Source organism: Mycobacterium sp. NBC_00419 (assembly GCF_036023875.1).
Taxonomy (GTDB): domain Bacteria; phylum Actinomycetota; class Actinomycetes; order Mycobacteriales; family Mycobacteriaceae; genus Mycobacterium.
Window position 1 is genome coordinate 5,017,588 of record NZ_CP107931.1, and the last position, 26,695, is coordinate 5,044,282.

25 protein-coding genes, 4 tRNA genes, 2 pseudogenes and 1 other annotated feature are annotated in these 26,695 nt (G+C 65.2%); of the genes and pseudogenes, 13 read left to right on the plus strand and 18 right to left on the minus strand.

What is annotated here, in order from left to right:
- Window positions 1-4: 4 nt before the first annotated feature.
- Genes aftC through OG976_RS23995 form a run of 3 tightly spaced genes read right to left on the minus strand, consistent with a single transcriptional unit; the run spans window position 5 to window position 3,709 of the window.
- Window positions 5-1,300: an arabinofuranan 3-O-arabinosyltransferase gene (gene aftC / locus OG976_RS23985; RefSeq protein ID WP_328354632.1), complete on the minus strand. Its 1,296-nt coding sequence runs from the start codon at window positions 1,298-1,300 to the stop codon at window positions 5-7.
- 20 nt (window positions 1,301-1,320) lie between these two features.
- Window positions 1,321-2,889 (minus strand): alpha/beta fold hydrolase, encoded by a 1,569-nt coding sequence (locus OG976_RS23990; RefSeq protein WP_328354635.1) that lies wholly within the window; start codon window positions 2,887-2,889, stop codon window positions 1,321-1,323.
- A gap of 37 nt (window positions 2,890-2,926) precedes the next feature.
- Window positions 2,927-3,709: a pyrimidine reductase family protein gene (locus tag OG976_RS23995; protein ID WP_328354636.1), complete on the minus strand. Its 783-nt coding sequence runs from the start codon at window positions 3,707-3,709 to the stop codon at window positions 2,927-2,929.
- On the opposite strand from OG976_RS23995, the gene zapE reads away from it, so the two are divergent.
- The gene (zapE, locus tag OG976_RS24000) at window positions 3,708-4,799 is read left to right on the plus strand and encodes a cell division protein ZapE (protein ID WP_328354639.1); all 1,092 of its coding nucleotides are present in this window, start codon (window positions 3,708-3,710) and stop codon (window positions 4,797-4,799) included. The genes OG976_RS23995 and zapE overlap by 2 nt on opposite strands.
- A 3-nt stretch (window positions 4,800-4,802) precedes the next feature.
- On the opposite strand, the gene OG976_RS24005 is transcribed toward zapE, so the two are convergent.
- The 4 genes from OG976_RS24005 to OG976_RS24020 form a co-directional block, all read right to left on the minus strand.
- Entirely contained in the window at window positions 4,803-5,111 is a 309-nt protein-coding gene (locus OG976_RS24005) for an STAS domain-containing protein (protein ID WP_328354642.1), read from the minus strand.
- Window positions 5,108-9,280, minus strand: a complete 4,173-nt coding sequence (locus tag OG976_RS24010) for a SpoIIE family protein phosphatase (protein WP_442930381.1) — start codon at window positions 9,278-9,280, stop codon at window positions 5,108-5,110. The genes OG976_RS24005 and OG976_RS24010 overlap by 4 nt, the downstream gene beginning before the upstream one ends.
- Before the next feature lie 107 nt (window positions 9,281-9,387).
- The gene (locus OG976_RS24015; protein WP_328354648.1) at window positions 9,388-9,918 is read right to left on the minus strand and encodes a GNAT family N-acetyltransferase; all 531 of its coding nucleotides are present in this window, start codon (window positions 9,916-9,918) and stop codon (window positions 9,388-9,390) included.
- Window positions 9,919-9,938: 20 nt separating this feature from the next.
- Window positions 9,939-10,673 carry a Clp protease N-terminal domain-containing protein gene (locus OG976_RS24020; RefSeq protein ID WP_328354651.1) on the minus strand — a complete coding sequence of 245 codons (735 nt, stop codon included), beginning with the start codon at window positions 10,671-10,673 and terminating at the stop codon, window positions 9,939-9,941.
- Between the two features lie 143 nt (window positions 10,674-10,816).
- Between OG976_RS24020 and OG976_RS24025 the strand changes: the two genes are divergently transcribed.
- From OG976_RS24025 to OG976_RS24035, 3 genes are all read left to right on the plus strand, one after another.
- Window positions 10,817-11,092, plus strand: a complete 276-nt coding sequence (locus OG976_RS24025; RefSeq protein ID WP_328354654.1) for a hypothetical protein — start codon at window positions 10,817-10,819, stop codon at window positions 11,090-11,092.
- Window positions 11,093-11,154: 62 nt separating this feature from the next.
- Window positions 11,155-11,610 (plus strand): SRPBCC family protein, encoded by a 456-nt coding sequence (locus tag OG976_RS24030; RefSeq protein ID WP_328354657.1) that lies wholly within the window; start codon window positions 11,155-11,157, stop codon window positions 11,608-11,610.
- Window positions 11,611-11,771: 161 nt separating this feature from the next.
- Window positions 11,772-13,610: an AMP-dependent synthetase/ligase gene (locus OG976_RS24035; protein WP_328354660.1), complete on the plus strand. Its 1,839-nt coding sequence runs from the start codon at window positions 11,772-11,774 to the stop codon at window positions 13,608-13,610.
- On the opposite strand, the gene OG976_RS24040 is transcribed toward OG976_RS24035, so the two are convergent.
- A complete protein-coding gene (locus OG976_RS24040; RefSeq protein ID WP_328354663.1) occupies window positions 13,601-14,173 on the minus strand; it encodes a hypothetical protein in 573 nt (190 codons plus the stop codon). The genes OG976_RS24035 and OG976_RS24040 overlap by 10 nt on opposite strands.
- Before the next feature lie 113 nt (window positions 14,174-14,286).
- Between OG976_RS24040 and OG976_RS24045 the strand changes: the two genes are divergently transcribed.
- The 3 genes from OG976_RS24045 to OG976_RS24055 all read left to right on the plus strand — a co-directional run bounded on the left by OG976_RS24045 (window position 14,287) and on the right by OG976_RS24055 (window position 15,698).
- Window positions 14,287-14,790, plus strand: coding sequence for a hypothetical protein (locus OG976_RS24045; RefSeq protein ID WP_328354666.1), 504 nt, complete (start codon window positions 14,287-14,289; stop codon window positions 14,788-14,790).
- Between the two features lie 34 nt (window positions 14,791-14,824).
- Entirely contained in the window at window positions 14,825-15,097 is a 273-nt protein-coding gene (locus OG976_RS24050) for an EF-Tu/IF-2/RF-3 family GTPase (RefSeq protein ID WP_328354669.1), read from the plus strand.
- Window positions 15,098-15,389: 292 nt separating this feature from the next.
- Window positions 15,390-15,698, plus strand: a complete 309-nt coding sequence (locus tag OG976_RS24055; RefSeq protein WP_328354672.1) for a hypothetical protein — start codon at window positions 15,390-15,392, stop codon at window positions 15,696-15,698.
- On the opposite strand, the gene OG976_RS24060 is transcribed toward OG976_RS24055, so the two are convergent.
- The 3 genes from OG976_RS24060 to OG976_RS24070 form a co-directional block, all read right to left on the minus strand.
- Entirely contained in the window at window positions 15,695-16,150 is a 456-nt protein-coding gene (locus OG976_RS24060) for a hypothetical protein (RefSeq protein WP_328364074.1), read from the minus strand. The genes OG976_RS24055 and OG976_RS24060 overlap by 4 nt on opposite strands.
- Window positions 16,054-16,800, minus strand: a complete 747-nt coding sequence (locus OG976_RS24065) for a TetR-like C-terminal domain-containing protein (protein WP_328354675.1) — start codon at window positions 16,798-16,800, stop codon at window positions 16,054-16,056. Before OG976_RS24065 ends, OG976_RS24060 begins: the two co-directional genes overlap by 97 nt.
- 251 nt (window positions 16,801-17,051) lie before the next feature.
- Complete coding sequence (locus OG976_RS24070) at window positions 17,052-17,690, minus strand: TetR/AcrR family transcriptional regulator (RefSeq protein ID WP_328354678.1); 639 nt, start codon at window positions 17,688-17,690, stop codon at window positions 17,052-17,054.
- Between the two features lie 329 nt (window positions 17,691-18,019).
- Here OG976_RS24070 and OG976_RS24075 point away from each other — a divergent pair, with 329 nt between their 5' ends.
- The 4 genes and pseudogenes from OG976_RS24075 to OG976_RS24090 all read left to right on the plus strand — a co-directional run bounded on the left by OG976_RS24075 (window position 18,020) and on the right by OG976_RS24090 (window position 21,811).
- Window positions 18,020-20,152, plus strand: coding sequence for an AAA family ATPase (locus OG976_RS24075; RefSeq protein WP_442930382.1), 2,133 nt, complete (start codon window positions 18,020-18,022; stop codon window positions 20,150-20,152).
- Between the two features lie 3 nt (window positions 20,153-20,155).
- Window positions 20,156-20,407, plus strand: a pseudogene (locus tag OG976_RS24080) (recombinase family protein); the annotation flags it as partial.
- A 56-nt stretch (window positions 20,408-20,463) separates the two neighbouring features.
- Entirely contained in the window at window positions 20,464-21,078 is a 615-nt protein-coding gene (locus OG976_RS24085; protein WP_328354684.1) for a hypothetical protein, read from the plus strand.
- A 412-nt stretch (window positions 21,079-21,490) separates the two neighbouring features.
- Window positions 21,491-21,811 (plus strand): hypothetical protein, encoded by a 321-nt coding sequence (locus OG976_RS24090; protein WP_328354687.1) that lies wholly within the window; start codon window positions 21,491-21,493, stop codon window positions 21,809-21,811.
- A 12-nt stretch (window positions 21,812-21,823) separates the two neighbouring features.
- Here the strand turns inward: OG976_RS24090 and OG976_RS24095 are convergent, their stop codons facing one another.
- The 7 genes and pseudogenes from OG976_RS24095 to OG976_RS24120 form a co-directional block, all read right to left on the minus strand.
- Complete coding sequence (locus OG976_RS24095) at window positions 21,824-22,738, minus strand: IS3 family transposase (RefSeq protein ID WP_328354690.1); 915 nt, start codon at window positions 22,736-22,738, stop codon at window positions 21,824-21,826.
- Window positions 22,652-22,783: a sequence feature (AL1L pseudoknot), on the minus strand. Its footprint overlaps the gene before it by 87 nt.
- Complete coding sequence (locus OG976_RS24100; protein ID WP_328354693.1) at window positions 22,738-23,082, minus strand: transposase; 345 nt, start codon at window positions 23,080-23,082, stop codon at window positions 22,738-22,740. Its footprint overlaps the feature before it by 46 nt. The genes OG976_RS24095 and OG976_RS24100 overlap by 1 nt, the downstream gene beginning before the upstream one ends.
- A gap of 195 nt (window positions 23,083-23,277) precedes the next feature.
- Entirely contained in the window at window positions 23,278-24,615 is a 1,338-nt protein-coding gene (locus tag OG976_RS24105) for a zinc-ribbon domain-containing protein (protein ID WP_328354696.1), read from the minus strand.
- A gap of 99 nt (window positions 24,616-24,714) precedes the next feature.
- Window positions 24,715-25,371 (minus strand): annotated as a pseudogene (locus OG976_RS26845) (zinc-ribbon domain-containing protein); the annotation flags it as partial.
- Window positions 25,372-25,594: 223 nt separating this feature from the next.
- Window positions 25,595-25,669: transfer RNA gene (locus OG976_RS24110), tRNA-Val, on the minus strand.
- 20 nt (window positions 25,670-25,689) lie between these two features.
- A tRNA-Cys gene (locus OG976_RS24115) sits at window positions 25,690-25,763 on the minus strand.
- A gap of 29 nt (window positions 25,764-25,792) precedes the next feature.
- Window positions 25,793-25,865, minus strand: a tRNA-Gly gene (locus tag OG976_RS24120).
- 173 nt (window positions 25,866-26,038) lie between these two features.
- Between OG976_RS24120 and OG976_RS24125 the strand changes: the two genes are divergently transcribed.
- Window positions 26,039-26,113, plus strand: a tRNA-Val gene (locus tag OG976_RS24125).
- A gap of 69 nt (window positions 26,114-26,182) precedes the next feature.
- On the plus strand, window positions 26,183-26,686 hold the full coding sequence (locus OG976_RS24130; RefSeq protein ID WP_328354699.1) for a nuclear transport factor 2 family protein: 504 nt from the start codon (window positions 26,183-26,185) through the stop codon (window positions 26,684-26,686).
- Window positions 26,687-26,695 lie beyond the last annotated feature (9 nt).

Consider the following 26,695-nt stretch of genomic DNA (forward strand, 5'->3'; position numbering starts at 1 on the left):
CACGTTACCGCGCGGGTGCGGGTGCGGTCTCCGGTCGCAGCCAGCGCGGGTCGATGCCGTCGTCGAGACGGCCTTCGGCCTTGGCGTCGGAGTACCGGAAGTACAGCACGCAGAACACCACGATCAGCATCAGTGACCAGCCGTAGGTGATCTTCATGTACTCCAGGAACCGGCCCGTCGTCGGCCAACGCCACATGAGATAGCGGTCCATCGTCAAGAACCCGTAGGTGGCCAGCCAGGCCGGCCAGTTGCGCAGCACCGAGTTGGGCAGCACCACCGTCATCAGGAACGGGAACAGCATCATCGAGTAGTAGCCCTGGGCCAGCGACAGCACCAGCCACGACGCGATCAGCAGCACGCCCGAGGACGTCAGCATCCAGAACAGCGGGTCGCGCTGGTGGTAGTAGCGGTAGAGCAGCCACAGGCTCGCGACCGCCAGCGCCAGGAACAGCACCCGCAGGGTGAGGATCAGCCACGTCGGCAAGCCGTAGTAGACGCCGTTGCCCAGCACCGAGGAGTTGAAGTAGTCCCGGGTGGAGAAGATGTAGGGCAGGGTGCGCCGCACGAAGTTCATCGGGTCGGCCACCAGCGGCCAGGCTGCGACGTTGAACACCAGCGGTACGACGAACGCGGCCACCAGCACCCGCCACTGCCGGTTGAGCAACGGCAGCAGCAGCAGGACCCCGAGCAGCGGCTTGACCACCAGCGACAGCCCGATCGCCGCACCTGCCAGCCACTGATGGTTGACCTTGCCGTCGAGCAGCCAGCGGAAGAACAACACCTCGGCGAGCAGGATGCAGCCGTTGATGTTGGTGAACACCAGCGTGTTGGTCACCGACTCCGTGCAGAACATGGCCAGCAGCAGCGCGGGCAGCGCCACCGAGGTCAGCGAGAAGTTGAACAGCCTCACCAGCAGGCAGGCCGCGATGATCATCGCAAGGGTGTTGAAGAACACGAACCAGTTGTGCGAGGCGAACACCGGCAGGTACCCGAACGGGGCCATCAGCAGCGTGCCGCCCGGCGGGTACAGGTAGTGCGGGTCGACGTGGTCGAAGTGCTCGTTGTAGATCTCCAGGCCGCGCCGGAAGTTCGACACCGCGCGGTATACCGGGCCGAAGTCGTCGGTGATGTAGCCGTTGGACGACAGCACGTAGCTGCGATGGATGATCGACATGATCGCGATGGGCCATAGGGCCGACCGCAGCACCGAGGCCGTACTGGCCGGCCCGGAGCGAGGAGCAAAAGCGTTGCGCAGTTGAGAACGCACAGAATCAGCTACCGCCACGTCCGCACCGTACACCGGACTTATGCCCGCACCGATCAGGCGGGGCAGTAGGTGTCGGTGGGTGGCAGGCTGCCGCTGCCGAGGTAGCTGATCATCGGCGGCAGCGCGCAGTCCGAGTAGACGCTGGCGCCGTGGCCGATGCCCTGCCACATCACCCGCTTGCTGGCGGCGCCGGCGTTGATGATGGTGGCCGCTGAGGCGGGCACCCCTTGGCCGCCGGCGATCGGGTCGTTCTGCACACCCATCAGCAGCACGTTCACCTTGAGGTTCTTCGGTTCCTTGGGTGCGGCGCCGCTGGGCCAGTTCAGGCACTTGACCAGGTCGAGGGCGCCGACGGTACCGAACTGGGGGTAGAGCTTGCCCCAGGCGACGACGAGCTCCCGCACCCGGTCCGGGGTCGGGCGGTTCAGCGCGTCGCTGCAGGAGTTGATGAACTGGCCGTCACTGTCGCGCATCGCCTCGGCCTGGTTGATCAGGCTGTTCAGCGGGTTGGTGTCGCCGCCCCGGGCCGCGGCCAACACGTTGGCCAGACTGACCGTGCTGCCGATGCGGTCCCCGCTGGGGTAGCCCAATGCGGTGACGATCGCGTTGGCGAGCACCGCCACCGACACCCCGCCGGGTCCGCGGCCGGCCCGGGCGGCCGACAACAGCGAGTCGACGGCGCCCTTCGGGTCGGGGCCGAGTGCGCAGTTGACGGCCACGCACTGCGCCGCGAAGGCGTCGAGGGCGCCCTGCTGGCTTTTCACCTGATCCTCGGCTTCGGCTTCGGCGCTGATGCCGGCCGGGATGGGCGAGTCGAGCACCAGACGGGCCACCTTGTCCGGATGCGAGCCGGCGTAGGCCAGCGCGATCTGCGCGCCGTTGCCCACACCGAGCAGAGCCAGCGACGGGACGTCCCAGGTGCTGCGCAGCCGTTCGAGATCCTCGGCGGCGCGGGCGTTGTCATAGGCGGAGTCGCCGGGGGCGATCGTGTCGGTGCAGCCGGTGGTCGCGGTCATGGTGATGGCGCCGAGGTTGGCCACCGGGTCGTCACCGGATTCGAACTGGGCCTGGTCGCGCATCTCCTGGCGGTCGAACGCGTCGCGGCAGTCCACCGAGCTGGACATGCCGATGCCGCGGCGGTCCACCGACACGATCGGATTGGTCTTGAGGACGTCGGCACCGGACCGGGTCAGCCACACCGGCAGTTGCAGCGACGAGGGGACGTCGGTTCCGGTGGTGAACACCAGCGGTCCGGCGTCCGGCGGGGTCTGCACCGAGCGGGCGCGCACCACTCCGATGCTGATCGTGCCGGCGGCCCCGGCGATCGGATCGAGGTCGGCGTCGTAGTTCGCGCATTCCAGGATCACGCCGGGCGCGGCGGGTGTGCCGGCATCGCCGAAGACCTTCGACGTGCAGTCCTTCCACGCCAGGTCGTTCTTGGGGGCGGCGATGTCCGGCGGCCCGCCGGCGGGTTTCGCGCTGGTGGGCGGGCCGCTGGGGTTGTGCGCCGAGTCGCTGGCGAACTGGGGATTGGCAGCCAGCCACGGGGCGCACCCGGTCAGCAGAGCGGTCAGCGCGGCGGTCCCGACGCCGACCACGGCGAGCACCCGGCGATCACGCATGCCCACCACAGTAGCGACAGGCTCGGCGAAAGCCGTGTCAGCTCACGCGCGTGTAGCGGCCGTAGAGGTAGCCGTCGGCGTCGGAGATCAGGTGCCGGCGCTCCATCCTGGCCAACACCGCAGCCGACCCTGCGGTGATGCGCGGCCCGTTGCCGCCGACCAGCACCGGCGCGGTGGTCAGGCACATCTCGTCCAACAGCCCCGCCTGTAGGAAGGTCCCCATCAGGCTGGGGCCGCCCTCGCACAGGATTCTGCTCAGGCCGCGGGCGGCCAGCGCCGGCACCGCCACAGCCAGGTCCACCTCGGCGGGGTCGTCGGCCGAACAGCTGAGCACCTCGGCGGCCGGGCCCAGCAGCGAACGGGCCTGCTCGGCGGCGTCTGCGCACGTCAGAACGAGCGGGGGCACCTCGGTGCGGGTGAGGACCGCAAGGTCGTTGTCGAGGCGCCCCGAGCGGGTCACCAGCGCGATCGGCGGTATCTCGCTCTGGCCGCGGTGCTGGCGGTTGCGGCGCTGGGCGACGGTCATCTGCGCGCCGGAGTAGTTCTCGGTGCGGGCGGTGCCGGCGCCGACGACGATCACATCGGCAAGCTCACGCAGCACGTTGAACAGTCGCCGATCGCCGGCCCCGCCCAGGCCGCCCGACGTTCCGTCGGTGGTGGCGCCGCCGTCCAGGCTGATGATGGCGTTGCCCCGCACCCAGTGCGCGACGCCGGCGGGGTAGGCGTAGAGGGCGTAGAGCCCGTCGTCGTTTACCGGGCCCTGCGGGCCCAGCAGTGTGAAGTAGGTCCCATCCGACTCGTCGTGGCGTGGGCTTCCCATGCCAACGATTGCAACACGTCGATACAGTTCGTCCATGGACCGCCGCCCAGCCGAAGCCAATTCGGTACCGGGGCTTGACCATCTGGCCGACCGGCATCCCACGGTGTCCCCGGAGCGGCTCATCGCCCAGCTGGTGCCCCCGCCCACCTTCGCCGACGTCACCTTCGACAGCTACCGGCCCGACCCGGCCGAGCCCAGCCAGGCCGCCGCCGTGGACGCGTGCCGGGCGTTCTGTGAGGAGGCGCTGCGGCGCCGCGGCGGGCGCAAGAAGCTGTTCGGCCGCCGCGAGGTGCTGCCGGGCATCGGGATCTATCTCGACGGCGGGTTCGGCGTCGGTAAGACTCACCTGCTGGCGTCGGCCTACCGCACGCTGCCGGACTCCGCCGAGCATCCCCGGGCGTTCGCGACCTTCGGTGAGCTGACCCAGCTGGCCGGGGTGTTCGGGTTCGTCGAATGCATCGACCTGCTGGCCGACTACGTGGTGGTGTGCATCGACGAGTTCGAACTCGACGATCCCGGTAACACCACGCTGATTTCGCGGATGCTGTCCCAACTCGTCGAGCGTGGCGTCTCGATCGCAGCGACCTCCAACACGCTTCCCGAACAACTCGGTGAAGGCCGGTTCGCCGCCCAGGACTTCCTGCGTGAAATCAATACGCTGGCAAGCATTTTCACCACAGTTCGGATCGAGGGCCCGGACTACCGGCACCGGGGTCTGCCGCCGGCACCCGACCCGCTGGCCGACGAGGAGGTGATCGCCGGTGCGGCGGCCACCGCGGGGGCCACCCTCGACGACTTCGACGCGCTGTGTGCACACCTGGCGACCATGCATCCCTCGCGCTATCTCACCCTGATCGAAGGTGTCTCCGCGGTGTTCGTCACCGGCGTGCACCCCTTGGACGACCAGAACGTCGCGCTGCGGGTGGTCGCGCTCACCGACCGGCTCTACGATGCCGGGATTCCGGTGGTGGCCTCCGGCGCCAAGCTCGACACGCTGTTCTCCGAGGAGATGCTGGCCGGGGGGTACCGAAAGAAGTACCTGCGGGCCACCTCGCGCCTGCTGGCGCTGAGCCGCCCAGGCGGCCTCTGACGATCAGGTGGCCGGCGGCGCTGTCCGCACGGTGGTCAGCTTGTCAAGGCCACTGATCTGCAGGACCCTGGTCAACAGTGGATTGGCGACGATGTCGATCGATTCGGCATGGGGGACAAGCACATTGATCGCAGCGCTGTCGAGGTAGTGCACCCCGCTCAGGTCGACGGTCAGCGTGTCGGCGGCGGCAAGCCCGGCGTTGAGAGCCTCGGCGAAGGCGGCCACATTACTGGCGTCGATCTCGCCGGCCGCCCGCACGACGACCTGATCGTCGGCGTCGTGATGGGTGTGAACGGTGAGCGGCGTGCTCATCGGCGGATCCTCGTCGACAGGCGGACTGTGGTGCCATTGTTGTCGGGAAGGATATCCACGTCCTCCATCAACGCGCGCATGATCTGGATGCCCCGCCCGCGATGAGAATTGGCCAGCGTCTGTTTCGGCTTCCACGAGCCGCTGTCGGTGATGGTCAGGTGCAGCCGGTCCACCTCTGAGGTCGCCTGCAGGGTGATGGTGCCGCCGTCGATGTGCCGGTAGCCGTGCTCGATCGCGTTGGTGACGGCTTCCCCCGCGGCGACGAGGACATCCTGAGCCTGATCATGGTCGATACCGGCGGCACTGAGCCAGCTGCGCAGCGCGACCCGCGCCGGCGCCAGGTGGCTGGCATCGGCCGGGATGCGAAAATTCAGTGGTGCGGGGTGGCGGTAGAGCAGCAGGGCGACGTCGTCCTGGTAGCCGCCGGCCGGCGCCAGTTTCGACATCACCTGGTCGGCGAGCGAATCGAGGTCCAGCGCATTGTCGTCGCGGATGAGTTCGGCGGCACTGATGATTCCGTCGTCGAGCGAACGTCGCCGCCGCTCGACCAGGCCGTCGGTGTAGAGCAGCAGCGTGGCCTGTGCGGGCACCGTCACCTTCGCCTGCGGGCGCTCGGGTTGGGGCCTGATGCCCAGCGATATCGAGTGCCCACCCTCGAGAAGGGTTGTGTTGCCGTCGATGTCGACCAGGATCGGTGGCGGATGCCCTGCGCTGGAGTAGATCAGCTCCCCGGTCTCGGGGTCGAGGACGGCGCAGAACGCGGTGGTGCACTGAGCGCCGGGCAGCCGAGCGGCGAAGCGGTCCAACCCGACCAACGTGGCTGCGGGACTGGCCTGTTCGAGCAGCAGTGCCCGGCAGGCACTGCGCAGCTGGCCCATCACGGTAGCGGCGGTCAGGTCATGGCCGACGCAGTCGCCCACCACCAGGGCGATGCGCCCGTCCTCCAGATCGACGACGTCATACCAGTCACCGCCGACCTGCAGCGGGTGCGACGCAGGCTGGTAGCGCACGGCGAAGCCTGCGGGTAGGCGAGCCGGACCGAGGATCGAATGCTGAAGCGCCAGAGCGGTTTCACGCTGTTGGTCGACCTGGTGAACGCGCTGTAGCCCCTGACCGAGTCGGCCGGCGAGCACGCTGAGCAGGGTTTGGTCCTCGGCGATGAACGGCCGCTGCTCGGGGAGGTCGATCCACACCACGAGGATGCCCTGCGGGTGCTGCAGGGCGATCCCCACCGAACCGGCAGAGGTCGTGTCGGCGGTGAGCAGGTCCCCGCTGCCGGCCAGGGCTCTGATCTGGGCGCGGGCGGGCTCGGGGATCTCGGACCACTTCGCGTCGCGGGGTGTGCAGGTCAGGGCCGGGCTGTCCAGCAGCGCGGTCGGGGCGCTGCCCGGGGTGGGGAAGACTGCGGCGAGCACCCGCTGGGCTGACCACTGCGTGCATATCTGATCGAGTGCGTCACGCAACGCATCGTCGACCGTATCAGCTTGCGCCAGTTGTTGATTGAGCTCAGCCAGTGCAGTCTGGCGTTGTACCGCGTAGTGCTCGGCAGTGACGTCGCGGAAGGTTCCGACCATCACGCTGCGGCCGGTGTCGGGGTCCTCGGCGTGGGCGATGTTGGCGGTGATCCAGAGCCGGTGCCCGACACGGTGGGTGACCGGCACGGTGTAGGTGCCGTCGGGATCGTCCGGCATCCCGGCGAACGCGTGCACGATCTCGCGGTTGGCTTCGCGTTCGGTGCCGGCGTCTGGCCACCACGGGTGCGTCGGCTGGTAGGGCAGACCGTCGGGGCCGTAGCCGAGGATGTCGGTGAAGGCGGCGTTGATCTCGACGACCGCGCCGCGTTCGTCCATGACGAAGAACGCCTCTTGCAGCGAGTCCACCAACGCGCTTCGCCACCGGCTGTGGTGGCTACGCAGCCGCGCGAGTTCGATGTTGGCCCGCACGCGCGCGAGCAGTTCGGCTGCGGCGAACGGCTTGACCAGGTAGTCGTCGGCGCCGGCTTGGAGTCCCTCGATGGAGGCTTCCTGACCGGCGCGCGCCGAGAGCAGCAACACCGGCACGGACACGGTGCGTGGTTCCGAGCGCAGCGCACTCACTAGGGCCAAGCCGTCGAGCCTGGGCATCATCACGTCGCTGACGACAAGGTCGGGCGGATCGGACCGGATCTGGTCGAGTGCTTCACGGCCGTCGTTGACCGCGTCGACCTCGTAGCCGGCGTTGCGCAGCAGTCGGACGAGGTATTCGCGCATGTCGGCGTTGTCGTCGGCGACCAGGACCCGAGCCGGTGGACCGACCAATCCGGACGGATTGGTCAGAGCCGGCACCTGGCCGTCGGTGCCGTCGGCGGTGGTTCGACCCTCGGTGGGCAGCCAGCGCAGCGCCTCCTGCAGATACGGCTCGGCGACACCGGAGGGTGTCCAGCCCGATCCGGCGGGCGTCACCGCATCGGCCGGCAGGTGGGCGGCGCCCTGCGGAAGCCGGATGGTGAACGTCGTTCCCGATCCCGGCGCGCTGTCGGCGGAGATGGTGCCGCCGTGAAGTCCGACGAGTTCCCGGACCAGGGCCAGGCCGATACCGCTGCCCTCGGTCGAACGGGCCCGAGCCGTCTCGATGCGGTGGAAGCGCTCGAACAGCCTCGGCATCTCCTCGGCGGCCACGCCGATCCCGGTGTCGGCCACGCTGACCACCGCTTCAGATCCCTCAGCGCAGACCCGCACCGTGATCGAGCCGTCGAAGGTGAACTTCAGCGCATTGGACAGCAGGTTGAGGACCACCTTCTCCCACATGTCGCGGTCCAGATACACCGGTTCATCCAACGACTCGCAGTCCACGACCAACTGCAGCCCGGCCCGCTCGATCGCCGAGCGGAAGACGCTGGCCAATTCCGTGGTGACCTCGGCCAAATCCACCGGCTCGTAGCGGGCCTGGACGCGCCCGGCCTCGATGCGGGAGAAGTCCAGCAGGGTGTTGACCAGCTTGGCCAGCCGCAACCCGTTTCGGTGGACGACGTCGAGTTCCTGCCGGGCGTGCTCGTCGATCCCGGAGGTGCGGGCGCGCAGTTCGGCGACGGGCCCCAGGATGAGGGTGATAGGCGTGCGGAACTCGTGGCTGATGTTGGAGAAGAACGCCGTCTTGGCGCGGTCGAGCTCGGCGAGTTCCTCGGCGCGGCGCTGCTGGGCGTGGTAGCTGCGGGCGCTGCTGATCCCCGTCGCGATATGACCGGCGACCAGGTTGATGAACCCGCGGTACTCGTCATCCAGGGGTCGGTACTGGTTGAGCCCGGCCACTAGGAACCCGCACGGCGCACCGCCCTGGACCGGTAGCGGCGTCACGAGGGCGCCCTGCGGAGCGGCGTGCCACTCGCCGAGGGGCAGGTCCACGAACGGCGCCCCGGTGAGCGCGACGAGCACCGACTCCCCACGGGCCGGCGCCTCCAGTGGCCACACCGACGGTCCGGCCGCCGCCAGCCAGGGCGGAGCGGCCGGGTGCCCGGCAGCGATCTGGCTCAGCCCGGCCAGCCGCGCGCTGCCGTCGTCGTCGTACAGATAGGTCAGGGTGAACGGCAGATCCCGCGGGTTGCGGGCGAGTTGGCGGGCGGCGAAGGACAGCATCTCGGCCTCGGTGCGCACCACCGACGGGTCGGAGCCGAGGTCGCGCAGCGTCGCCATCCGCCGTTCGCCGATGACCCGGTCGGTGTCTTCGCTGACCACACACAGCATTCCGACGACTTGTCCGCGGTCGTCGCGCAGCGGACTGTACGAGAAGGTGTGGTAGGACTCCTCCTGGTAGCCGGAGCGTTCCAGGAAGAGCAGCAGCCCTTCGTCCCAGGTCGCCTCGGCGGTGGTGAGGACTCGGTCGATCCGGGGCCCGATGTCATCCCAGATCTCGGCCCAGACTTCGCGGGCGGGCCGGCCCAGTGCCCACGGGTATTTCCGGCCGAGGGTGTCGCGGCGGTAGGCGGCGTTGCAGAAGAACGTCAGTTCGGGTCCCCAGGCCATCCACATCGAGAACCGCGAGGACAGCAGGATGCTCACAGCGGTTCGCAGACTCTGAGGCCAGTCGGCGGGCGGTCCAAGCGGGGTATTCGACCAGTCCACTACGGCGAGATCAGCGCCGACTTCCCGGTCGGCCCCGAACACGGAATCGCCCACGAAGCGTCCTTTCGCCATGACCAGACCCGTGGGTCCGGGCGCCGGCGCCCCCGACCTGAGCCCCGCGCGGATATGCCCTGTGATCAACCTTACGTGGCACCTGGCAAACAACGCCCGGTCTGCGATTAGATCGGCCGCACCATCACGAAGTCGTGTTCTGTGTGCGCGCCGAGTTGGAAGGTCTTGGTTCCGGCGATCGTGAATCCGTGTTTGGCGTAGAAGCGCTGAGCCCTGAGGTTGTGCTGGTTGACCCCGAGCCAGAGGCAGTGCGCGTACGCCTCCGCCGTGCAGTCGGCGGCGTGGTTCATCAGCGCTGCGGCGGTGCCGCCGCCGTGGTGTTCGGGAGCGACGTAGATCTTCGACAACTCCATTGCCGGTCGCGCGGTCACCGCACGGATGACGTCGGGGTTGTCCCCGACTCCTTGAACGAGCATCGCGTACCCGACGATCCGGTCGTGCCGGCGCGCGGCGAGCACGATGCGCGACGGGTCGGCCAGGTAGTCGCCGAATCGTTGCGGGGACAAGTGGTCTGCGATGAACGCGGCGACGTCGCGCGGAGGCGAGGACGGGGGACAGGCCAGCGGGAAGGTCGCGGCGGCCACCGCGGCCAGTTCCTCGGCGTCGGCGTCGGCGGCGACAGTGATCGAGACGGTCACGGGTTTATTGTGCGGTGTCGCTATGGCGAGGGCTTGGACGAGACGGCGGCCAGCATGGCGGCCAGGTCGAATTCGAGGCGTTGCTTGTCGACGCCTGCGCGGTGCAGTGGTCCGCTGCCGTCCTCGGCGTCGAGCAGAGCGAGCAGTATGTGCTCGGTGCCAATGTAGTTGTGGCCCAGTCGAAGTGCCTCGCTGAAGGTAGCTTCCAGGGCTGCGCCCGCGGCCGGGCTGAACGGAATCAGCGCCGGCGGGTTGTCGCCGGGTGGCGGCAGCGCGATGGTGCCACGCACGGCCTCGGCGGTGACGTTCTGGGCGAGCAGCAGTGGGGTGGCCAGGGCGGTGGAATCGCTGAGCACTCCCAGGAGCAGGTGGTCAGGGGTGATCTCGGTGTTGCCTGCCTCGTGGCCGGCGTTCTGGGCGGCCACGATCGCGCTGCGGGCGCGGGGGGTGAAACGGCTGAAGCCCTGGGCCGGGTCGAGGTCGACGCCGCCGCGGTTGGCCAGCTTGGGCACGAAGCGCTTCTGGGCGGCCTGCTTGGTGACGCCCATGCTCTTGCCGATCTCGGTCCACGATGCCCCGGATCTGCGGGCCTGGTCGACGAAGTGCCCGATGAGGTGGTCGGCGACGTCGCCGAGGGCCTCGGCCGCCAGCACTGCGTCGGTCAGCTGCTCCAGGGGCTGGGTGTGCACGTGCGTGATCGTGTCGATGAGGTCGTCGAGGCGCAGCGGGTAGGCGATGCGGGCCGGTTCGTTCATGCGTCAACCGTAGGTTGACGGTCGATGCCTCGTCAACCCCAAGTTGACGCTTCGGCGCGCCACTGTGGTTGGCGGGATGGCGCCAGGCCCGGCGATAGGCTCTGGGCGGCGACAACGCCGCAGATGGGGGACATCGGATGGGCGTGACGAGGGCCGTGTGGTGCTCGGTGGCCGCGGTGTCCATCGGACTCAGTTTGGGTGCTGGTGTGCACGGGCTGGCACCGGTCACAGCGCCGGGTGACCAGTGCCCTGTCGGTCCGACCGGCACCGGCGACGGGGATCGCTGGCACTGCGTGCACGAGTGTCCGTCGGGCATGATCTACGACGGCGAAAGCGACGTCTGCGTGGCCGCGCCCGGAGTGCCGCCGCCCGCGCTCTCCCCGCAGATCACGCAGGCCCCGCAGATCCCGCAGACGTAAGCCCGCGGGTGTGATCCCGCGGTGCCCGGGTACCCCCGCGGTGAGACCGACAAGGGGAGACCATGCCGACCAGCGTCATACGAGGTATCGCCGCGCCACGGACCCGGGTCTGGGAGGTGCTGGCCGACGGATGGACCTATTCGCAGTGGGTGGTCGGCAACAGCCGGATGCGCGCGGTGGATGCGCACTGGCCGGCGGTCGGCTCCCGCATTCTGCACTCCATCGGGGTGTGGCCGGCCGTGATCGACGACGAGACCGTCGTGCTCAGCTGCACTCCCCAGGACGAGTTGGTCCTGCTGGCGAGGCTCGGACCGCTCGGCGCTGCACGAATCACCCTGCGGCTCAGCGATATTCCGGACGGCTGCCGCATCGAGATGGCCGAGGTGGCGGCAGAGGGGCCCATGCGATTCGTGCCCAACCGGCTGCAGCTGGCCGGTATCTGGCCGCGCAACAAGGAATGCACCTGGCGGCTGGCCAACCTCGCCGAGCAGCGGGAGACCAAGGAGTTCGAGGAGTGACGGCTGGGCGTCGCTGACCCGGAGCCGTTCCAGTGGGGGGGTCGGTGAGTCCGGGATCGCCCCGCCCGGCCCTGACGGTGACCGGGGAACGTGACCAACCGCATTGTGTCGGCTTGCCGATTCCGCCACCGTCGGAGGCTGACGTTCATAAACTCGCGCACATGGCAGGCCTGCACAAATCCGAAGAGCGGCCCGACATCAGCAAGATCGACAACCGGGCACCGTCGGTGCCCCGGATGTTTCTTGACCGTGTCGCGGCCACGCCCACCGCGGAAGCATTCCGTTACCCCGACAACGACGGCTGGACCGGCGTCACCTGGCAGCAGGTGGGTGACCGCGTCGAGCTGATCGCCGCGGGACTGATCTCGCTGGGCATCAATGCCGAGGACCGGGTGGCGCTGGCCTCGGGAACCCGCTACGAGTGGGTGGCCATCGACTTCGGCATCCTGGCGGCCGGTGCCGCCACCACGACGGTGTATCCGACGACCAACGCCGAGGATGTGGCGTTCATCGTCGCCAACTCCGGCAGCCGGGTTGTCGTGGCCGAGAACCAGACCCAGGTGGACAAGCTCGTGGCGCACCGGTCGGAGCTGCCCGCCGTGGAGAAGGTGGTGATCATCGACGGTGCCGCTGACGGTGAATGGGTCATCACGCTCGAGGAGCTCGAACAGCTCGGCAAGCAACTGCTGGCTGACGCGCCCAATGCGGTGACCGAACGGATCGACGCGATCCGCCCCGACCAGCTCGCCACGCTGATCTACACCTCCGGCACCACTGGCAAGCCCAAGGGTGTGCGGCTCAATCACGAGGCGTGGACCTACACCGCGGCGGCCCTGGACTCCCTGGGTGTGCTCAGCGACAAGGACCTGAACTACCTGTGGCTGCCGCTGGCCCACTCGTTCGGCAAGGTGATGCTGGCGCTGCCGCTGGTGATCGGCTTCCCGACCGTGATCGACGGGCGGGTGGACAAGATCGTCGAGAACCTGGCCATCATCCGGCCGACGTTCATGGGTGCCGTTCCGCGCATCTTCGAGAAGGTCCACGGCCGCATCACCGAGATGATGGCCGAGGAGGGCGGGGTCAAGAAGCGGCTCTTCGACTGGGCCATCGGGGTCGGGTTAGAGGTGTCGCGGGCCAAGCAGGCCGGCCACCGCGTCGGCCCGGTGCTGGGTCTGCAGCACAAGATCGCAGACCGGTTGGTGTTCAACACAATCCGTGAGCGGTTCGGCGGGCGGTTGCGGTTCTTCATCTCCGGATCTGCGGCACTGGACCGCGACGTCGCGCAGTGGTTCGACGCTGTCGGGACCATCGTCCTGGAGGGCTACGGCCTGACCGAGACGTCCGCGGCCTCCTCGCTGAACCGTCCGCAGGCCTACCGGTTCGGCACGGTGGGGTGGACGTTCCCCTACACCGAGGTCAAGATCGCCGAGGACGGTGAAGTGCTGCTCAAGGGTCCCGGGGTGATGAGCGGATATCACGACCTGCCCGAGGCCACGGCCGAGGCCATCGAACCCGACGGCTGGTTCCACACCGGTGACATCGGTGAACTCGACGCCGAGGGGTTCCTGCGGATCACCGACCGCAAGAAGGACATGTTCAAGACGTCGCAGGGCAAGTACGTCGCACCCTCGGCGATCTCGGCGATGTTCAAGGGGCTGTGCCCGTTCGCCAGCGAGATCATCATCTACGGCGAGAGCAAGCCCTACTGCGTCGCACTGGTCAGCCTCGATGGCGAGGCGATCAGGGAGTGGGCCGACCGAAACGGCTTGGAGGGCAAGTCCTTCTCCGAGGTCGCCCGCGACGAGAAGACCAAAGCGATGATCGGTGAGTACGTCGACACCCTCAACAAGCACCTCAACCGGTGGGAGCAGGTCAAGCGCTTCACCATCATCGACCGCGAGTTGACAGTCGAGGCGGGCGATCTGACGCCGAGCCTCAAGCTCAAGCGCAAGGCGGTGGTGGAGAACTTCCACGACAACCTGGACTCGCTCTACAGCTGAGGTGGTTGCGGGCCTGATCGTGCTGCTCTGCGGCGGAGTTGGGCCGGGTACCAGGACGTAAACGCAGCCGCACCGATGAGTGTCGTGTAACTGGCTGTGTGACAGGCCCATTCGGGTAACAGGTGTTTCATCAGCGCCCAGGCCAGCGCGGTGTTGACGGTGAACACCGATGCCCACACCGCGGTGAGTAGAACGTTGACGCGGATGAACAGCGGGTCGTGCCATTTCGCCGGGTCGGTGTGGGCGCGGGCGTACTCGAGGGTGAAGGGTTTACCGATCGCCAGCGTGAACCACGATCCCAGCGCAAGGGCGCCGTTGGCCATCACGCCGAGGTGCCGGATGGTCCACATGTCGTGGAAGAACAGCACGGCCACGGTGGCCGCGCTGAAGAAGGCCAGCCCGACCCACATGATGACGCCGCGATGCAGTTTGAGCACCGCCATCACCACCGACAGCACCAGCGCGGTGACAAGTCCGATCTCGACGCGCACCATGGTGTCCCTGGCGATCACCAGGAACGCGATCCACGGCGCGAACGACAGCAGCAGCTTGACGAATGACACGATGCCCCCTGAGACCTCGTCAGGCCTGAGATCGTACGCCGATATATTGACGCCGCCGTAAAGCCGGAGGACGTAACCTTGGCGGGGCTTTTCACGATGGTGGGGGAGTGAACATGGTGAAGCGCTGCGCGTCCGCGGTCGTCGCCGCACTTCTGCTCGCTCCTGGGATCGCCCGCGCCGACAGTCCGGTTCCACAGGCCGGGGCACAGTGCCCGGCCGATCATGCCGACGCGATGACCCAACTGCCCAATGGCAGCGACTTCCTGGTCTGCCGCGCCGGCCCTGACGATTCCCACTCCTGGGCACCGGTGGCTACCCCGTTCGACCCGAACGACACCTGGATCAGCTACGGTCCCGCGATCACGTTGCATGGTCAGGGTTTCCGTAACCCCAACCTCACCTCCGGGCAGTGGACCGCCACCCCGCTGGATCCCGCGAGCTCATGCAGTGCCGAGCAGGTCACCGTAGTGAGCGCCGGAGTGCTTGCACCACCGCAACGTTCGCAGGGTGAGCCCGGTGCCGCACTGTCGGTTGACATGCTCCCCAAACTCTTCACGGTCAGCCTGGCCGGAGACTGCCTGTGGGCCAAGGATTCCGGACTCTCGTTCGGCTGGTAGGCAGTCGCGGCCGGGGCGAGTAGCCTCGGGCGGCATGTTTCGTCTGACAGTTCAGGACGTGTTCTTCATTCGTGACCGCGGCCTGGTCGCGACCGGCCGGGTCGAGTCCGGCCAGCTGCGCGTCGGCGACCAGGTGCAGATCAACGGCGGCCCGCAGGTGCGCGTCGACGGTATCGAGCAGTTCCGTAAGTCCCTCGATGAGGTGGGCCTCGGCGACAACGTCGGACTGCTGTTCCGGGATCTGGACAAGAGCGAGCTGAGTCGCGGTGACGTGCTCACTGCAGGCGGATTCCACGTCGCCGTGTAGTGCAGTCCACGCATCAAAGTTTGCTAGACCTGCACTAGCAGGAAATTCTCTGAATCTGGCTGGCTCCGCACACGATTCCGGCCTCGCTCGTCAACTGTCAGGAACTGTCACTTCTCAACCAATAAAGTCCGCTGAACAGTAGTTATGTCGAGTCGGCCGAGCATGCCTCTCAGCTTGCCATCGGCCAATGGTGTGGTCTTCGCCACAACTTCAGGCAAACCTCTAGAAATTTGCTGGCATAAGTGCACTAATGAAAGGTGCCCTAAATGCTCCCCCTCAGCAAGGCACCGACATGAACCTCTTGACCGCCGACCCCGTGGTCGATGCGCCCACCGCGCACGGCATCCACACGATGTTCGTCATCCCCGAACCGTCCGTGGCATCGCCCGTCGAGACTGATCAGGACGCGGCCGTTGCCGAACCCGCCGGCGTCATCGAAGAGTGCGACGTCGTTTCGCCGGAACCGGTGACCGCAGAGCCCAGCTTCCACCTCAGCACGCAGATGATCCTGGCGGTCATCGTCACCACGGTCATCCTGACCGCCCTGGCGGTCACTGCGGTGGCATCCTTTGCACCGCAGGGCTTTTCCGCTGGAACCTAGGCTTCTCGCCCGGCGGCTATCTGGTCCAGAATCCGCTTTCGCAGTTCGGCGCGGGGCAACGTGACCACCACCTCGGCCCCGTGGCGGTACCGGTCATAGACGAAGCCCTGCCGCAATCCCGGATGAAACGGCGCGCTCTTGTCGACGGGAGTGGTGCACACGCCGGCGTGGTAGCCCAGCAGCGTCCAAGTGGCATCCCGGTGAAACGCCAGATGCATGCAGACGGTCGATTCGTCCTCTTTACCGTCTGCGGCAACCGCGAATACCCATGCTCGGTGCAGCTTGCCGATCCCGAGTCGTGCCGTGCGCAGGCGGTGTTTGGTGCATTCGGCGACGACCTCGAGGGCCATCTCGTCTAGCGCCTCGCGGGTATGGACCCACTTGCGCTGGCGTTCGGCGTCTTCGGCTGCCTCGCGAGCGCGGATCTGGTCAGCCTTTTCGGCCATGTCCATGAGACGACGATAAACCTGATTTGCCGTGTCACCCGGCCGATCCGCGGCAAAAGACCAACTGCCGGAAATGTCTTGTCAGTGCCGTCTTCTCGGCTGACTCCAGCGATGAAGATGTCTAGGACCTGCTCGGCGTACTGCGGGCGTACCGGACTGTCGGTGAACAAGGCGTCGTAGTTCAAGGCACTGCTTAACATGCGCATCGCCTCCAAAGGGTCGACCCCGCTGCGCAATTCGCCGCGCGCGGCCGCCCGGCGCAGGATCGTGGCGATCTTCTCGAAACGAATGTCCCAGAAATCGGAACGCACCTCGGTAGGGTCCCAATCCTTGCTGGACGGAATCAGTGAGTACAGCACCGCGCGCGCGCTCGGATTCGCCGACGCCGCCGCCAGCGAGTCGGCGTAGGCCACAAGGTCGCCGCGCAATGAACCGGTGTCGGGGATCGGGATGGTCTGCTGTGCGCCGCGCAAGGGTGCGTCCATCAGCAGCACTCGACGGTCGCCCCAGACCTGCCGGATGGCGTCCGCCTCCACACCGGCACGCGCCGCGACACCCTCGATCGTGAAGTTGTCGATGCCACGCGCGGCGAGCTCGTCGCTGGCCGCGGCGATGACGCGCTGGCATAGCGGCGTTGGTCCGGACTCCCAGTCCATGTTGATTCCCCCGGCGATTCGAACAGCGGCGTGTAGCAGATGGTCTCCAGGGACAGGCGCGCATAGCGCAAGGGGATGGCTACGAACGTCCCGCCCCTGGAGACCTGCTTGCGGAGGTGTGCGGGCGCGCACTCTGGGGGCGCACCGGCGCACGACCGGCTGATGGCTGTTCTCTCAACCTCGTCGCGAAAATTTACGCCACCGCGGGGTGGATTGGGGTGGGATCGATGACTTAATTGACGATCAGGTCGTTAACCGGTGCCTTCGAGGGCGGCCCGCCGGAGAACTTCCTGAAAATAGGGCAGCGACTCAGCAGGAACGATCGCCCGCAGGAGCACCTGCCAGGCTCGGGTCAGCCGGGTCACCTGGTCGTCGCCGATCGCCGCGGACAGGAATTGGCAACCGATCACAGTGACCCAGATGGCCTCGCCGACGTCGTCGGGCTCGACGTCCGAGCGCAGGTCGCCGGCGGCGAACGCTTTCTTCACCTCCTCGACGAAGGCCACCGTGGTCTGGGCGAAGATCTGCTGCCCAGCGTCGCTGACCTGGCCGAGGGCCTGGGACAGTTCGTTGCCGACCCGTACCGAGTCGTCGGAGCGCATCAGTTGGGCCACCGCGAAGGTGCCGCGGACGAGGTTCTCCAGGCCGGGCTGGGCGGGCGGATCGATGTTCTGGCGGAACGCTGTGCGGATTTTGTCGTGGAACCCGCCGATGACGGCGGCCGCGACCGCGTCCTTGGAATCGAAGTGGTAGTAGAACGCCCCTTTGGTGACTCCAGCGAGCTGCTGAACCTCAGCCAAACTTGTTTCGCCATAACCCTTTTTGCTGAACAGGGTGATCGCTGCGTCGACGATTGCCTGGCGGGTTGCCTCGGCCCTGGCCTGTGCCATGTCTACACCCCCTCCCGGCCTGTTGGTGCGCACAGCCTAGTTCAGCTCACGACTGGGGTCGGGAGATCCCGTGATCTGCGTATTACAGGCTCATCCGCCTGGCGAGTTCCTTTGAATACGGCACAGACTGGACGCCACCGCTTCGCGGAGCGCGGGGCACACTAACGCGAGATGATGCCACCATTGCGACTACTCCGCGTCGTCATTGACCCGACTTCAAATCGGCCGATGCGATAGCGCGTCACCACCGTGTCGATCATTCTGACGGGCTACCATTTGGCAGAAACTGGAACTGGACGCTGCGGCGCTAAACTCGATCAGGGAGACACATGAGGTTCGCGAGCTTGTCGATCAAGAACTTCAAAGCTATCCAACGTTTCCAAGTTGATGAACTGAGTGATTTGGTTCTGATCGCAGGGCCCAATGGATGCGGAAAATCGTGCGTCTTCGACTCCATCCGCTTATTGAAATCGGTCTATGGAGGCTATCAGGCTAACGAATGGACTCAATGGTTCGGCGAGTTCCAAATCGACGTAAATGATAGAGAACAACTAAGAAAGCTCTTTCGTGACCAGGCTCAACCGATTGAAATATCCGCCACAGTTGAACTTGACCAGTCGGAGAAAGAGTACCTGGAAAGCAATGCGGAGGTGATCGCAGCACCACTGGCCTGGGCATCGGTTACCGGTCAGCCTATTGAGTCGGTCCATCTATCAATGCTCGCTCTTGCGGCTCAGTTTAGGCATTTGACCGGTCCCGCCCACGAACTGCAGCAGAAATATGCGGAAATTCTGCGAAATTCGCTGGCATTCGATTCTTTTGGCCTCGCTCTCACCATCGCGCCTGACCTCCAGTTGAACTCGCTAGAAAATAAGCCCATGGAGATGATTTTCCAAACGTATCAACCGGAGCATTTGGGCGTCATCGAGTATCACAGCGCCTCTCGCACTTATCAACGAGAAGTTGTGAGCGGAGTTAACTTGGACGCTCGGCAACTCGAAGATCAACGAAAGCAGAGCACTCTTTATAATTCCCAACAGAAGTATCAGAATATAAAGACTCAACTAGCGACCACGTATATACGGCAACTTGTTGCAAAAGAAGCGGGCGTCCAGTCAGCCATATCCGATCTAAATGAAACACTCAAGGAGCTGTTTCAAACATTCTTTCCCGAGAAGGAGTACCTCGGAGTTGAACCGGATCCTAACGGTGGCCTAAGGTTTCCAGTGCGAACAAAAGCCGGACAGGTATTCGACATCAACGAGCTAAGCTCCGGCGAAAAGGAAGTACTTTACGGATACCTGTGGCTTCGCAACTCCACTCCATACAATTCCACCATTCTCCTTGATGAGCCTGAGTTACATCTAAATCCCGGCCTACTGAGCGGGCTGCCAGACTTTTATCATAAGAATCTTGGCAAAGCGCGTAACAATCAATTGTGGTTGGTAACCCATTCTGACACTCTGCTAAGGCAGGCGGTAGGAAACGCAAATTATAGCGTGTTCCATATGATTTCTGCTGACGCCGAGGAAGGTTTCGAGAATCAGGCTGTGCCAGTCCTGGCCCACGACGAACTAGAGCGCGCGACTATCGATCTTGTCGGAGATCTGGCGATGTATCGCCCTCAGGGCAAGGTAATACTGTTCGAAGGCGGTGGCGACACCGATACAGACGTGCGCATCACCGAGCGCCTATTCCCCACTTTCGCGAAGAACGTAAACTTGGTGAGTGGCGGATCGAAACAGCGCGTCAAGGATCTGTATGAGGTGCTCGCCCATACCGCAGAGCAAGTCGGCATGGCGCGGCGTTTCTTCGCAATTACAGATAAAGATTCATCGCCCTGGGAACTGCCGCCGCACAATGCGCGCTATTTGAGTTGGGACGTATACCACATCGAGAATTACCTCCTAGAAGCTTCATTTGTTCGTAAAGCTATTGGTGTCCTCATCGACAAGCCACGTTTCAAAACGGATGACGAGGTGCTTTCCGCGCTTGGCGATGCGGCTGCTGAGGCCATGCCGGAGCTGGTTTCCATTCGGCTGAGAAAGTTCGTGAACGACAAGATTGTGTCGTCCGTTAATCTTGGCGGCGACCCAAGAAAGAGCGACGCGGCAAGCGCGCTGATCGACTCGGTGAACGCGACTTTTGGACGCTTGGAAGGCGTCCGCCAGGAGGTGGATATGGCTTTCCTGCAAGCAGAGTCGGCGACCATTCAGCAAGGACTGTCAGCAGCTCTGGCCGATGGCAGCTGGGTGAAAAAGTTTCCGGGTAGGTCGGTACTGCAAAGGTTCGTCGCGAAAGAACTAGCCGGCCGCAGCAACTACGAAGGGTTTCGCAACGCGATTGTTCACCAGATGGCCGACGCCGGGTACGAGCCTCCCGGAATGCGCAGGATCATTGACCTGATCCTCGCCTCCGATGAGCCGCTCGCGCCCCCTCTAACTAGCGGTTCTTCTGCCTAATCGATGACCCTGCCCGACCCCACCACCCGGGCTCTCGTCGATGCCCTGGCAGCAGCAGGGGTCGAAAGCACTCGCGTCTACAGCGACATGCTGTCGGGCACTTCGACTCGCCAGCAGCGCCCCGGCCTGGATGCGCTGTTGGACTATGCCCGCCAAGGCGACGCCATCGTGGGGGTCGGGATAGACCGCCTGGGGCGCAATGCGGCTGAGGTGATGACGAGTATCCGTGAACTCGGCGAGCGGCGCATCGTGTTGTGGCACCTGGCCTCGTTTCCTAGGCAGTTTCGGTGCCGAACGGTAGTTTCTGGCCCGTGAGCGAGACCTTTTGGGTATGGCGTATCCGCAGTAGCACCTTGGCCATCATTGTCGGATGCTGTGCTATCACGTTTCTGCTCGTCACGGCGATTGTGTTCACTGGCGACGAGCACATGAAGGTGATCGACAACGTCGTTAACCTTGGCGGCGCAGCGCTGACGTTCGTCGGGCTTTCCTACGCCTATATTCGGTCTGAGGTACGGCTGCGGGCGTGGTTCGAGCGCGCGTGGGCGCGTTTCACTGGCAATCCCATTCCAACGCGCCGTGGCGCTGCGAACGGAACCTACGGATGGGTGACCACGACAGCCGCCGGCAAGATCGGGTTTACCTTCAGCGACTCAGAGGACCGCGCCGATCAGCTGCTCCGATTTGTCAACCAGTTGTCGGCGAATCTGGCCGCTACCGATGACAAAATCTGTGACCTCAGCAAGGCAATAGATCAGGCCGTAGCGGCGGCACGCGAGGGCGACCAGCGGCTACGCGCTGACACCGAGACCGCCTTACGCGAATTCGCCAACCAGCTGAAGCAATCCGAGGTGTTGGACCTCCGCTGGGCGATTGCGGGCGTGTTCTTCTCAATGCTCGGTGCGGCAATCAGCTTCTGCACATAGTCCGGCGTCCTGGCATTAGCGTTTCGGCCGTGAGCACCGGTAATCGCGGATTTTCACGCTGGCTGGCCAGGGCTGTGGCGCGTTCGGGGTGGGCTGTGCTGCGGTGATACTGGGAAGCGCAGCCGTCGCATTGGCGGTAGCAGTTGGTGTGCTCGCCGTCGCGGTGAGCAACGATCACCTGCACACGCAGTGGGGCGCCCCGTTCGACGCTCTTGCCGCTATTGGAACTGTTGGCGCATTGATTTGGGCCTTAGTTAGCGGCATACATCTAGCGAGGCAGGCCGAACAGGACCGCCGCGAGATCGCCTGGTAGAAGACGCAGGCGCACGCAAGCCAGATATCAGCGTGGACGGAGGCGAGCGGGCAGAAAGGCCGATCCCGGATTAGGTTGGCGAACAGCTCATTTCAACCGGTGTTTGAAGTTGTGATCTATTTCGTCTGGATGAATACCGACCGGTGGCACACGACCGGGGAACGCGCAGAAGAAATTCCGGCTCAGATGCGAGCCGAGGGGGAGTCCGACAACGACGATGTGCGCTCGATCATTGCGACGCTGCCTCCCGGTAACTTTCGCGTTGATGTGCTGTTTGGAAATAGGGACTCAGATGTCGCACTCGACTTGGAGATTGCGTTTGTCGACGCAGCCGGTATGCAGTGGCTCCGCCGCTCTGCCGGCAGGCTGCAACAGCTTCAAAAAGCACCCATCGAGCATTATGAATCGCCCTGGTTCTGATGGAGGCTCTGGCTATTGGATTTCGACCAGGTGTTGGTCGGTCCGCTTCCTAGCGTAGAAGGTGGCTTCGAACTCTGCGGGAGAGACGTCGTTCAGGTAGCCATGCAGGCGGCCGGTGTTGCGCCAGTGCACCCAACCCAGGGTCGCCAACTCGACGTCCTCGACGGTCTTCCACGGCCCCGGGCGGGTGGGCCCGTAGATCAGCTCGGACTTGTAGTACCCGTTCACCGTCTCGGCCAGAGCGTTGTCATAGCTGTCCCCGACGGTCCCAATCGAGGGCGCCGCACCGATCTCGGCGAGACGCTCGCCGTACCGGATGGACGTGAACTGGGACCCGGCATCGGAGTGACACCGCAAGTGCGGCAATGTGTTTCCGCGCGACCAGCGAGCCATCTCGATGGCGTCGAGCACCATCGTGGTCCGCATGTGGCTCGCGACTCGCCACCCGACGATCATCCGGGAGTAGACATCGACGAGGAAGCACACGTAGGCCACCCCGGCCCAGGTCGGCACGAATGTCAGATCGGTCACCCACAGCTGATTCGGTCCGGTCGCAGTGAAGTTACGCTTGACCAGATCCGGATGCCTCGGTGCAGCGGGATCGGCTTTGGTGGTGCGCACCCGCTTGCCGCGTCGGACCCCTTCGATGCCGACCGCGCGCATCAGTCGTGCGACCTGATCGCGACCGACGTCGTGTCCGGCGCGGCGCGGCGCGCGGTCTTCCAGAGCTTGCGAGCACCGTAGACGCGGTAGTTGTCCTCCCACAGCTCGCGCAACACCGGCCGCGTCGCGCTGGGCCCGGGCCGACGGCGTGCGCGCCTTGACTGCGTAGTACGTGCTTGGGGCCATCTGCACGCCTGCTGAGCGCAGGACGGTGCAGATGGGCTCGACCCCGAAATCGCCGCGGTTCGCGTCGATGAAGGCCACTACTTCTTGTGTTGGCGGTCGAGCTCCGCCCCGAAGAAACTCGCTGCCCGCTTCAGAATCTCGTTAGCCCGCTTGAGTTCTCGGATCTCTTGCTCGAGATCCTTGACCCGCGCCGACTCCGAGGAGCTGACCCCAGGCGCGTGGCCGTCGTCGATGTTGGCCTGACGGACCCAGGACCGTACCGACTCGATGCCGTAGCCGAGCTGGCGCGCGACGCGCTGCACCGTTCCATGATCGGTGCCCAACTCCGTCCGCAGGGCCCGCACCATCCGCACCGCGGCAGCCTTTTCCTCTGGGGTGTACCTGCGCGTCGTCGGCTTCCCGGGCGACTGTTCCTTCGGCATCGCTCCATCCTCGTTTCCAAGGTCAGGAGCCTCCAGCATTTCCAGGGCGATTCAAACGTTGCCAACCAGCGAGTATCGCCAGTGCAGAGTTTGTGGAACCGTCGAAGCCGCGGCGCCGCAAGTCGCCGGCTGGGGGAGCGCTACAGTCAGTCGCCGCCCGGCAGCGACTAATGGGCCAGGTGGACCTCTGCGACGTCAACCGCGGCGCGAGGATGACTTGCGGCGGCCGCACTCCGGGCAGCCGTGCCCGCCACCTGATCGGCTGTAGATGTATGCAGCCCAGCTGTGCCCGCAGTCGGGACAGATCCACCAAGGCCGCGCGCCGCTACCCGCTGTAACGTCGTCGGGCGTAAGTGCCCCGTTCTTAATCGGATCCCATTGGGCCGCCAGGTCGGGATGCAGTGTCGCGAGAGACTTGTCGATCCGCCGCCGCTTGATGTAGTCGGACGCGTCACTGTTGCCCCAGGGGTCGTCTGTCATCAGGTAATCGTCATATTCGGCCACGTCATGGCCGAGACTTTTGAGTTTCACCAGGACTGCCTTCGCCCGCATGACCTCGCTTGAGTTGAGCGGTACGACGACGTCGTGCTCGCCGATTGCAGGCAGGTGTTCCCGCACGCGAATCACAGTCCACCCTTGCTCTGTTAGCAGTCGCGTCTTGCGCCCGTCTTTTTCGGCACTGTCCGGCAACTTGTGGAATCGGTTGCCGTCGAACTCAATCACGACGTTCCACGCCGAGCACACCATGTCGCACTGCAACACACGCCCAGATGTCTCGCGAATGACTTCATGGTCTGGATCGACGGGTACGCCAGCGGCGAGCAGTTCATATCGAAGACGAATTTCCTCAACGCTTGTTCCCCAGAGCGTGCACTTCGGACACCCGCGAGCTTTGCGCCGGTTGTTGATCATGGCCCGCCACTCATGGCGCCGGTCGCAGAGCCACCAAACTGTCTGACCGCTGTTGGCCGTGACGTCTGACGCACGCAGCGAGCCATTTCGAGAGGGATGCCACTGCTCGGCAATTTCGGGATCCCGCTCCGCGAGCGATTGTCCAGGTTCCGCAGCACCAAATTCGATCGCCCGCTGTCGGTCGGCGCAGGCTCGGCAGCCGTGACCGCTTGCGCGGCTGTAAATTCCGGCTTCCCACTCGTTGTCGCAGTTGGGGCACCGCCACCACGCCTTGCGACGGCTTTTGGCTGCCACCTGCTCAGGCGTCAGTGGTGCGTTGCGCTCGGTGTGCCACTCCGCGGCCAGAGCGGGATACTTCTCGGCGAGTGAGCCGCCGGGTTTGGGCGTGGCGTTGGCGCGCCCGGCTCGGCGCCGACCGCATTGCGGGCAACCTGCGCCGCCGCTTCCGCGACTTTGAATGATGGAGTCCCATTCGTGTCCGCATGCGCTGCATAGCCACCATGCTCTGCGGTTGCTCGCATATGCGACTGTGTCGGGCGTAAGTTCGCCGTTGCGTGTGGGGTGCCATTCGGCGGCGGCCTGGGGGAAGCGGTCTGCCAATGAGTTACCGGGCTTCGGCAAGGCTTTCGTTACCTTGCTTGGCGCCGGCGGTGGCTCGGAAGCGACGGAAGGGGAGCGGCCGCGGAGCGCGCGACCGCGGGCGGCATACGAGCACGGCGGGCACTGCGCCCCTGTTGCCCGATTGCCGATAGATGCCTGCCACTCATGCCCGCAGTTTGCGCACAGCCACCAGGCTTTATCCTTCCGCGAGAAGGCGACATCGGCTGGGGTTAGGTCACCATTCCGCGTCGGATGCCACTCCGCCGCGGCGGATGGATTTCTGTCAGCGAGCGAATTGCCTGGTTTCGGTATGGCCAGAGCACTGCTTGCACACTTCTTGCAGGATGCGCCGGCGGAGCGATTCGACACTTGCACTTGCCACTCGTTGTGGCAGCGGTGGCACCGCCACCACACCTTTTTGTTGCTTGCGTAGCCGACGTCGGCCGGCGTCAGGTCCCCGTTTCGTGTGGGATGCCATTCGGCCGCTATTTCGGGGGACTTCTCCGCCAAGGATTCGCCGGGGCGCGGGGCCGCCTTCGCTTTCCCTGCGGCGCGGCGCCCGCAGGCGGGGCAGCCGTGGCCGCCAGCCGTCCGACTGTTGACGCGAGCTTGCCACTTATACCCACACGTCCCACAGACCCAGGCGACCTTCCTCTTGCTGCCCGGTGTGATCGCCATCGGCGTCAGCGGTGCGTTCTGTTTTAGATCCCACTCGCACGCGACTACGGGGTACTTGGCGGCAAGCGAGTTATCGCCGGTCGTTTCCTCGGTCGACATCCGTCGTCACGTTGCTGTCGGAAGTCGAGTTTTACGCATCACTCAACACATTAGGCGCGCTCACAACACGTCCAAGCGTGGTCGCGGCGATGTCAAGGAATTGGCGACGTCGGGATCGACGCAACCAGGGCCGCGATCGGTGAAGCTCCGCGCCGTTTCCACAGCATCAGGTCACATGTAGGTCATGCGAAGCGGTTTCAGAAGTGAAAGTGCAGGTAGAACGTGGTGCGCGATACTGGGATTGAACCAGTGACCTCTTCCGTGTCAGGGAAGCGCTCTCCCGCTGAGCTAATCGCGCGGGTCTATCGGTTGATCCTTTGGAGGTGGAGACGGGAATCGAACCCGTGTGCACGGCTTTGCAGGCCGTTGCCTCACCACTCGGCCACTCCACCGTTGGGGTTTGATGCCAGTTGCACCTTCGAGCGGATGACGGGATTCGAACCCGCGACCCTCACCTTGGCAAGGTGATGCGCTACCAACTGCGCTACATCCGCGCGCTCCGAATGAGATCGTCATCCGGTGCGAAGCAGAACAATAGTCGACGCAACCGAAGCCACACAAATCCCTATGGTCACCTACGGTGACGAGCGCATTCCGAGCCGCTGGTCGCGTCGTGCTAATGTTCTGCCTCGGCGTTGTCCCCGCTTCGGCGGTGCAACTGCCGCTCGGTCTCGTAGCTCAGCGGGAGAGCGTCCGCCTCACACGCGGAAGGTCGCTGGTTCGATCCCAGCCGGGACCACCACCTCATGGCGAGAGCCAGTCATCGGGACTTCTTCTTGATGCTGCTCCCCGCAGGCCAGACGATCGCGGCATGGCCGGTGAACCCCTGACTCTGAGCCCCGTCGAACGACTCCTGGCCATCGAAGAGATCAAGTGCGTCTTCGCAGGGCGTTTGCAGTGCATGGATGCCAAGGACTGGGAGCGCTACGGCGATTTCCACACCGAGGACGTCGTCAGCGACACCTGGCGTGACGCCCGCCGGGCCGGCGGTGGCCCCGCCCCGGTCGTCGTCGGGCGGGACGCATTGACCGCGGCCATCCGGGCCACCCTGGACGGCCCCGTGCCCATCACCTCGGTCCATCACGGCCACACCCCGCAGATCACGCTCACCAGCGATACGACGGCCCGCGGTGTCTGGGCGATGGAGGACCGGCTGTGGTGGACCCACGGCGACGCTGAGGAGCATCTACACGGCTGGGGCCACTACCACGAGACCTATCGCAAGGTCGACGGGCGATGGCTGATCAGTGCGCGCACCCTGAGCCGCATCCGCGTCGACGTCACACCGGGATTCCTCGGTCGGCCGACTCGGTAGCGGTAAACC

Excerpts from the sequence above, each read along its gene's own strand:
- OG976_RS24075 (WP_442930382.1), top strand. The coding sequence starts at position 18,020 with ATGAGGTTCGCGAGCTTGTCGATCAAGAACTTCAAAGCTATCCAACGT.
- OG976_RS24055 (WP_328354672.1), top strand. The coding sequence starts at position 15,390 with ATGAACCTCTTGACCGCCGACCCCGTGGTCGATGCGCCCACCGCGCAC.
- OG976_RS24050 (WP_328354669.1), top strand. The coding sequence starts at position 14,825 with ATGTTTCGTCTGACAGTTCAGGACGTGTTCTTCATTCGTGACCGCGGC.
- OG976_RS24010 (WP_442930381.1), bottom strand. The coding sequence starts at position 9,280 with ATGGCGAAAGGACGCTTCGTGGGCGATTCCGTGTTCGGGGCCGACCGG.
- OG976_RS24070 (WP_328354678.1), bottom strand. The coding sequence starts at position 17,690 with ATGGCACAGGCCAGGGCCGAGGCAACCCGCCAGGCAATCGTCGACGCA.
- OG976_RS24005 (WP_328354642.1), bottom strand. The coding sequence starts at position 5,111 with ATGAGCACGCCGCTCACCGTTCACACCCATCACGACGCCGACGATCAG.
- OG976_RS24065 (WP_328354675.1), bottom strand. The coding sequence starts at position 16,800 with ATGGACTGGGAGTCCGGACCAACGCCGCTATGCCAGCGCGTCATCGCC.
- OG976_RS23995 (WP_328354636.1), bottom strand. The coding sequence starts at position 3,709 with ATGGGAAGCCCACGCCACGACGAGTCGGATGGGACCTACTTCACACTG.
- zapE (WP_328354639.1), top strand. The coding sequence starts at position 3,708 with ATGCCAACGATTGCAACACGTCGATACAGTTCGTCCATGGACCGCCGC.
- OG976_RS24045 (WP_328354666.1), top strand. The coding sequence starts at position 14,287 with ATGGTGAAGCGCTGCGCGTCCGCGGTCGTCGCCGCACTTCTGCTCGCT.
- OG976_RS24060 (WP_328364074.1), bottom strand. The coding sequence starts at position 16,150 with ATGGACATGGCCGAAAAGGCTGACCAGATCCGCGCTCGCGAGGCAGCC.
- OG976_RS23990 (WP_328354635.1), bottom strand. The coding sequence starts at position 2,889 with ATGCGTGATCGCCGGGTGCTCGCCGTGGTCGGCGTCGGGACCGCCGCG.
- OG976_RS24020 (WP_328354651.1), bottom strand. The coding sequence starts at position 10,673 with ATGAACGAACCGGCCCGCATCGCCTACCCGCTGCGCCTCGACGACCTC.
- OG976_RS24035 (WP_328354660.1), top strand. The coding sequence starts at position 11,772 with ATGGCAGGCCTGCACAAATCCGAAGAGCGGCCCGACATCAGCAAGATC.
- OG976_RS24100 (WP_328354693.1), bottom strand. The coding sequence starts at position 23,082 with ATGCCGAAGGAACAGTCGCCCGGGAAGCCGACGACGCGCAGGTACACC.
- OG976_RS24030 (WP_328354657.1), top strand. The coding sequence starts at position 11,155 with ATGCCGACCAGCGTCATACGAGGTATCGCCGCGCCACGGACCCGGGTC.
- OG976_RS24130 (WP_328354699.1), top strand. The coding sequence starts at position 26,183 with ATGGCCGGTGAACCCCTGACTCTGAGCCCCGTCGAACGACTCCTGGCC.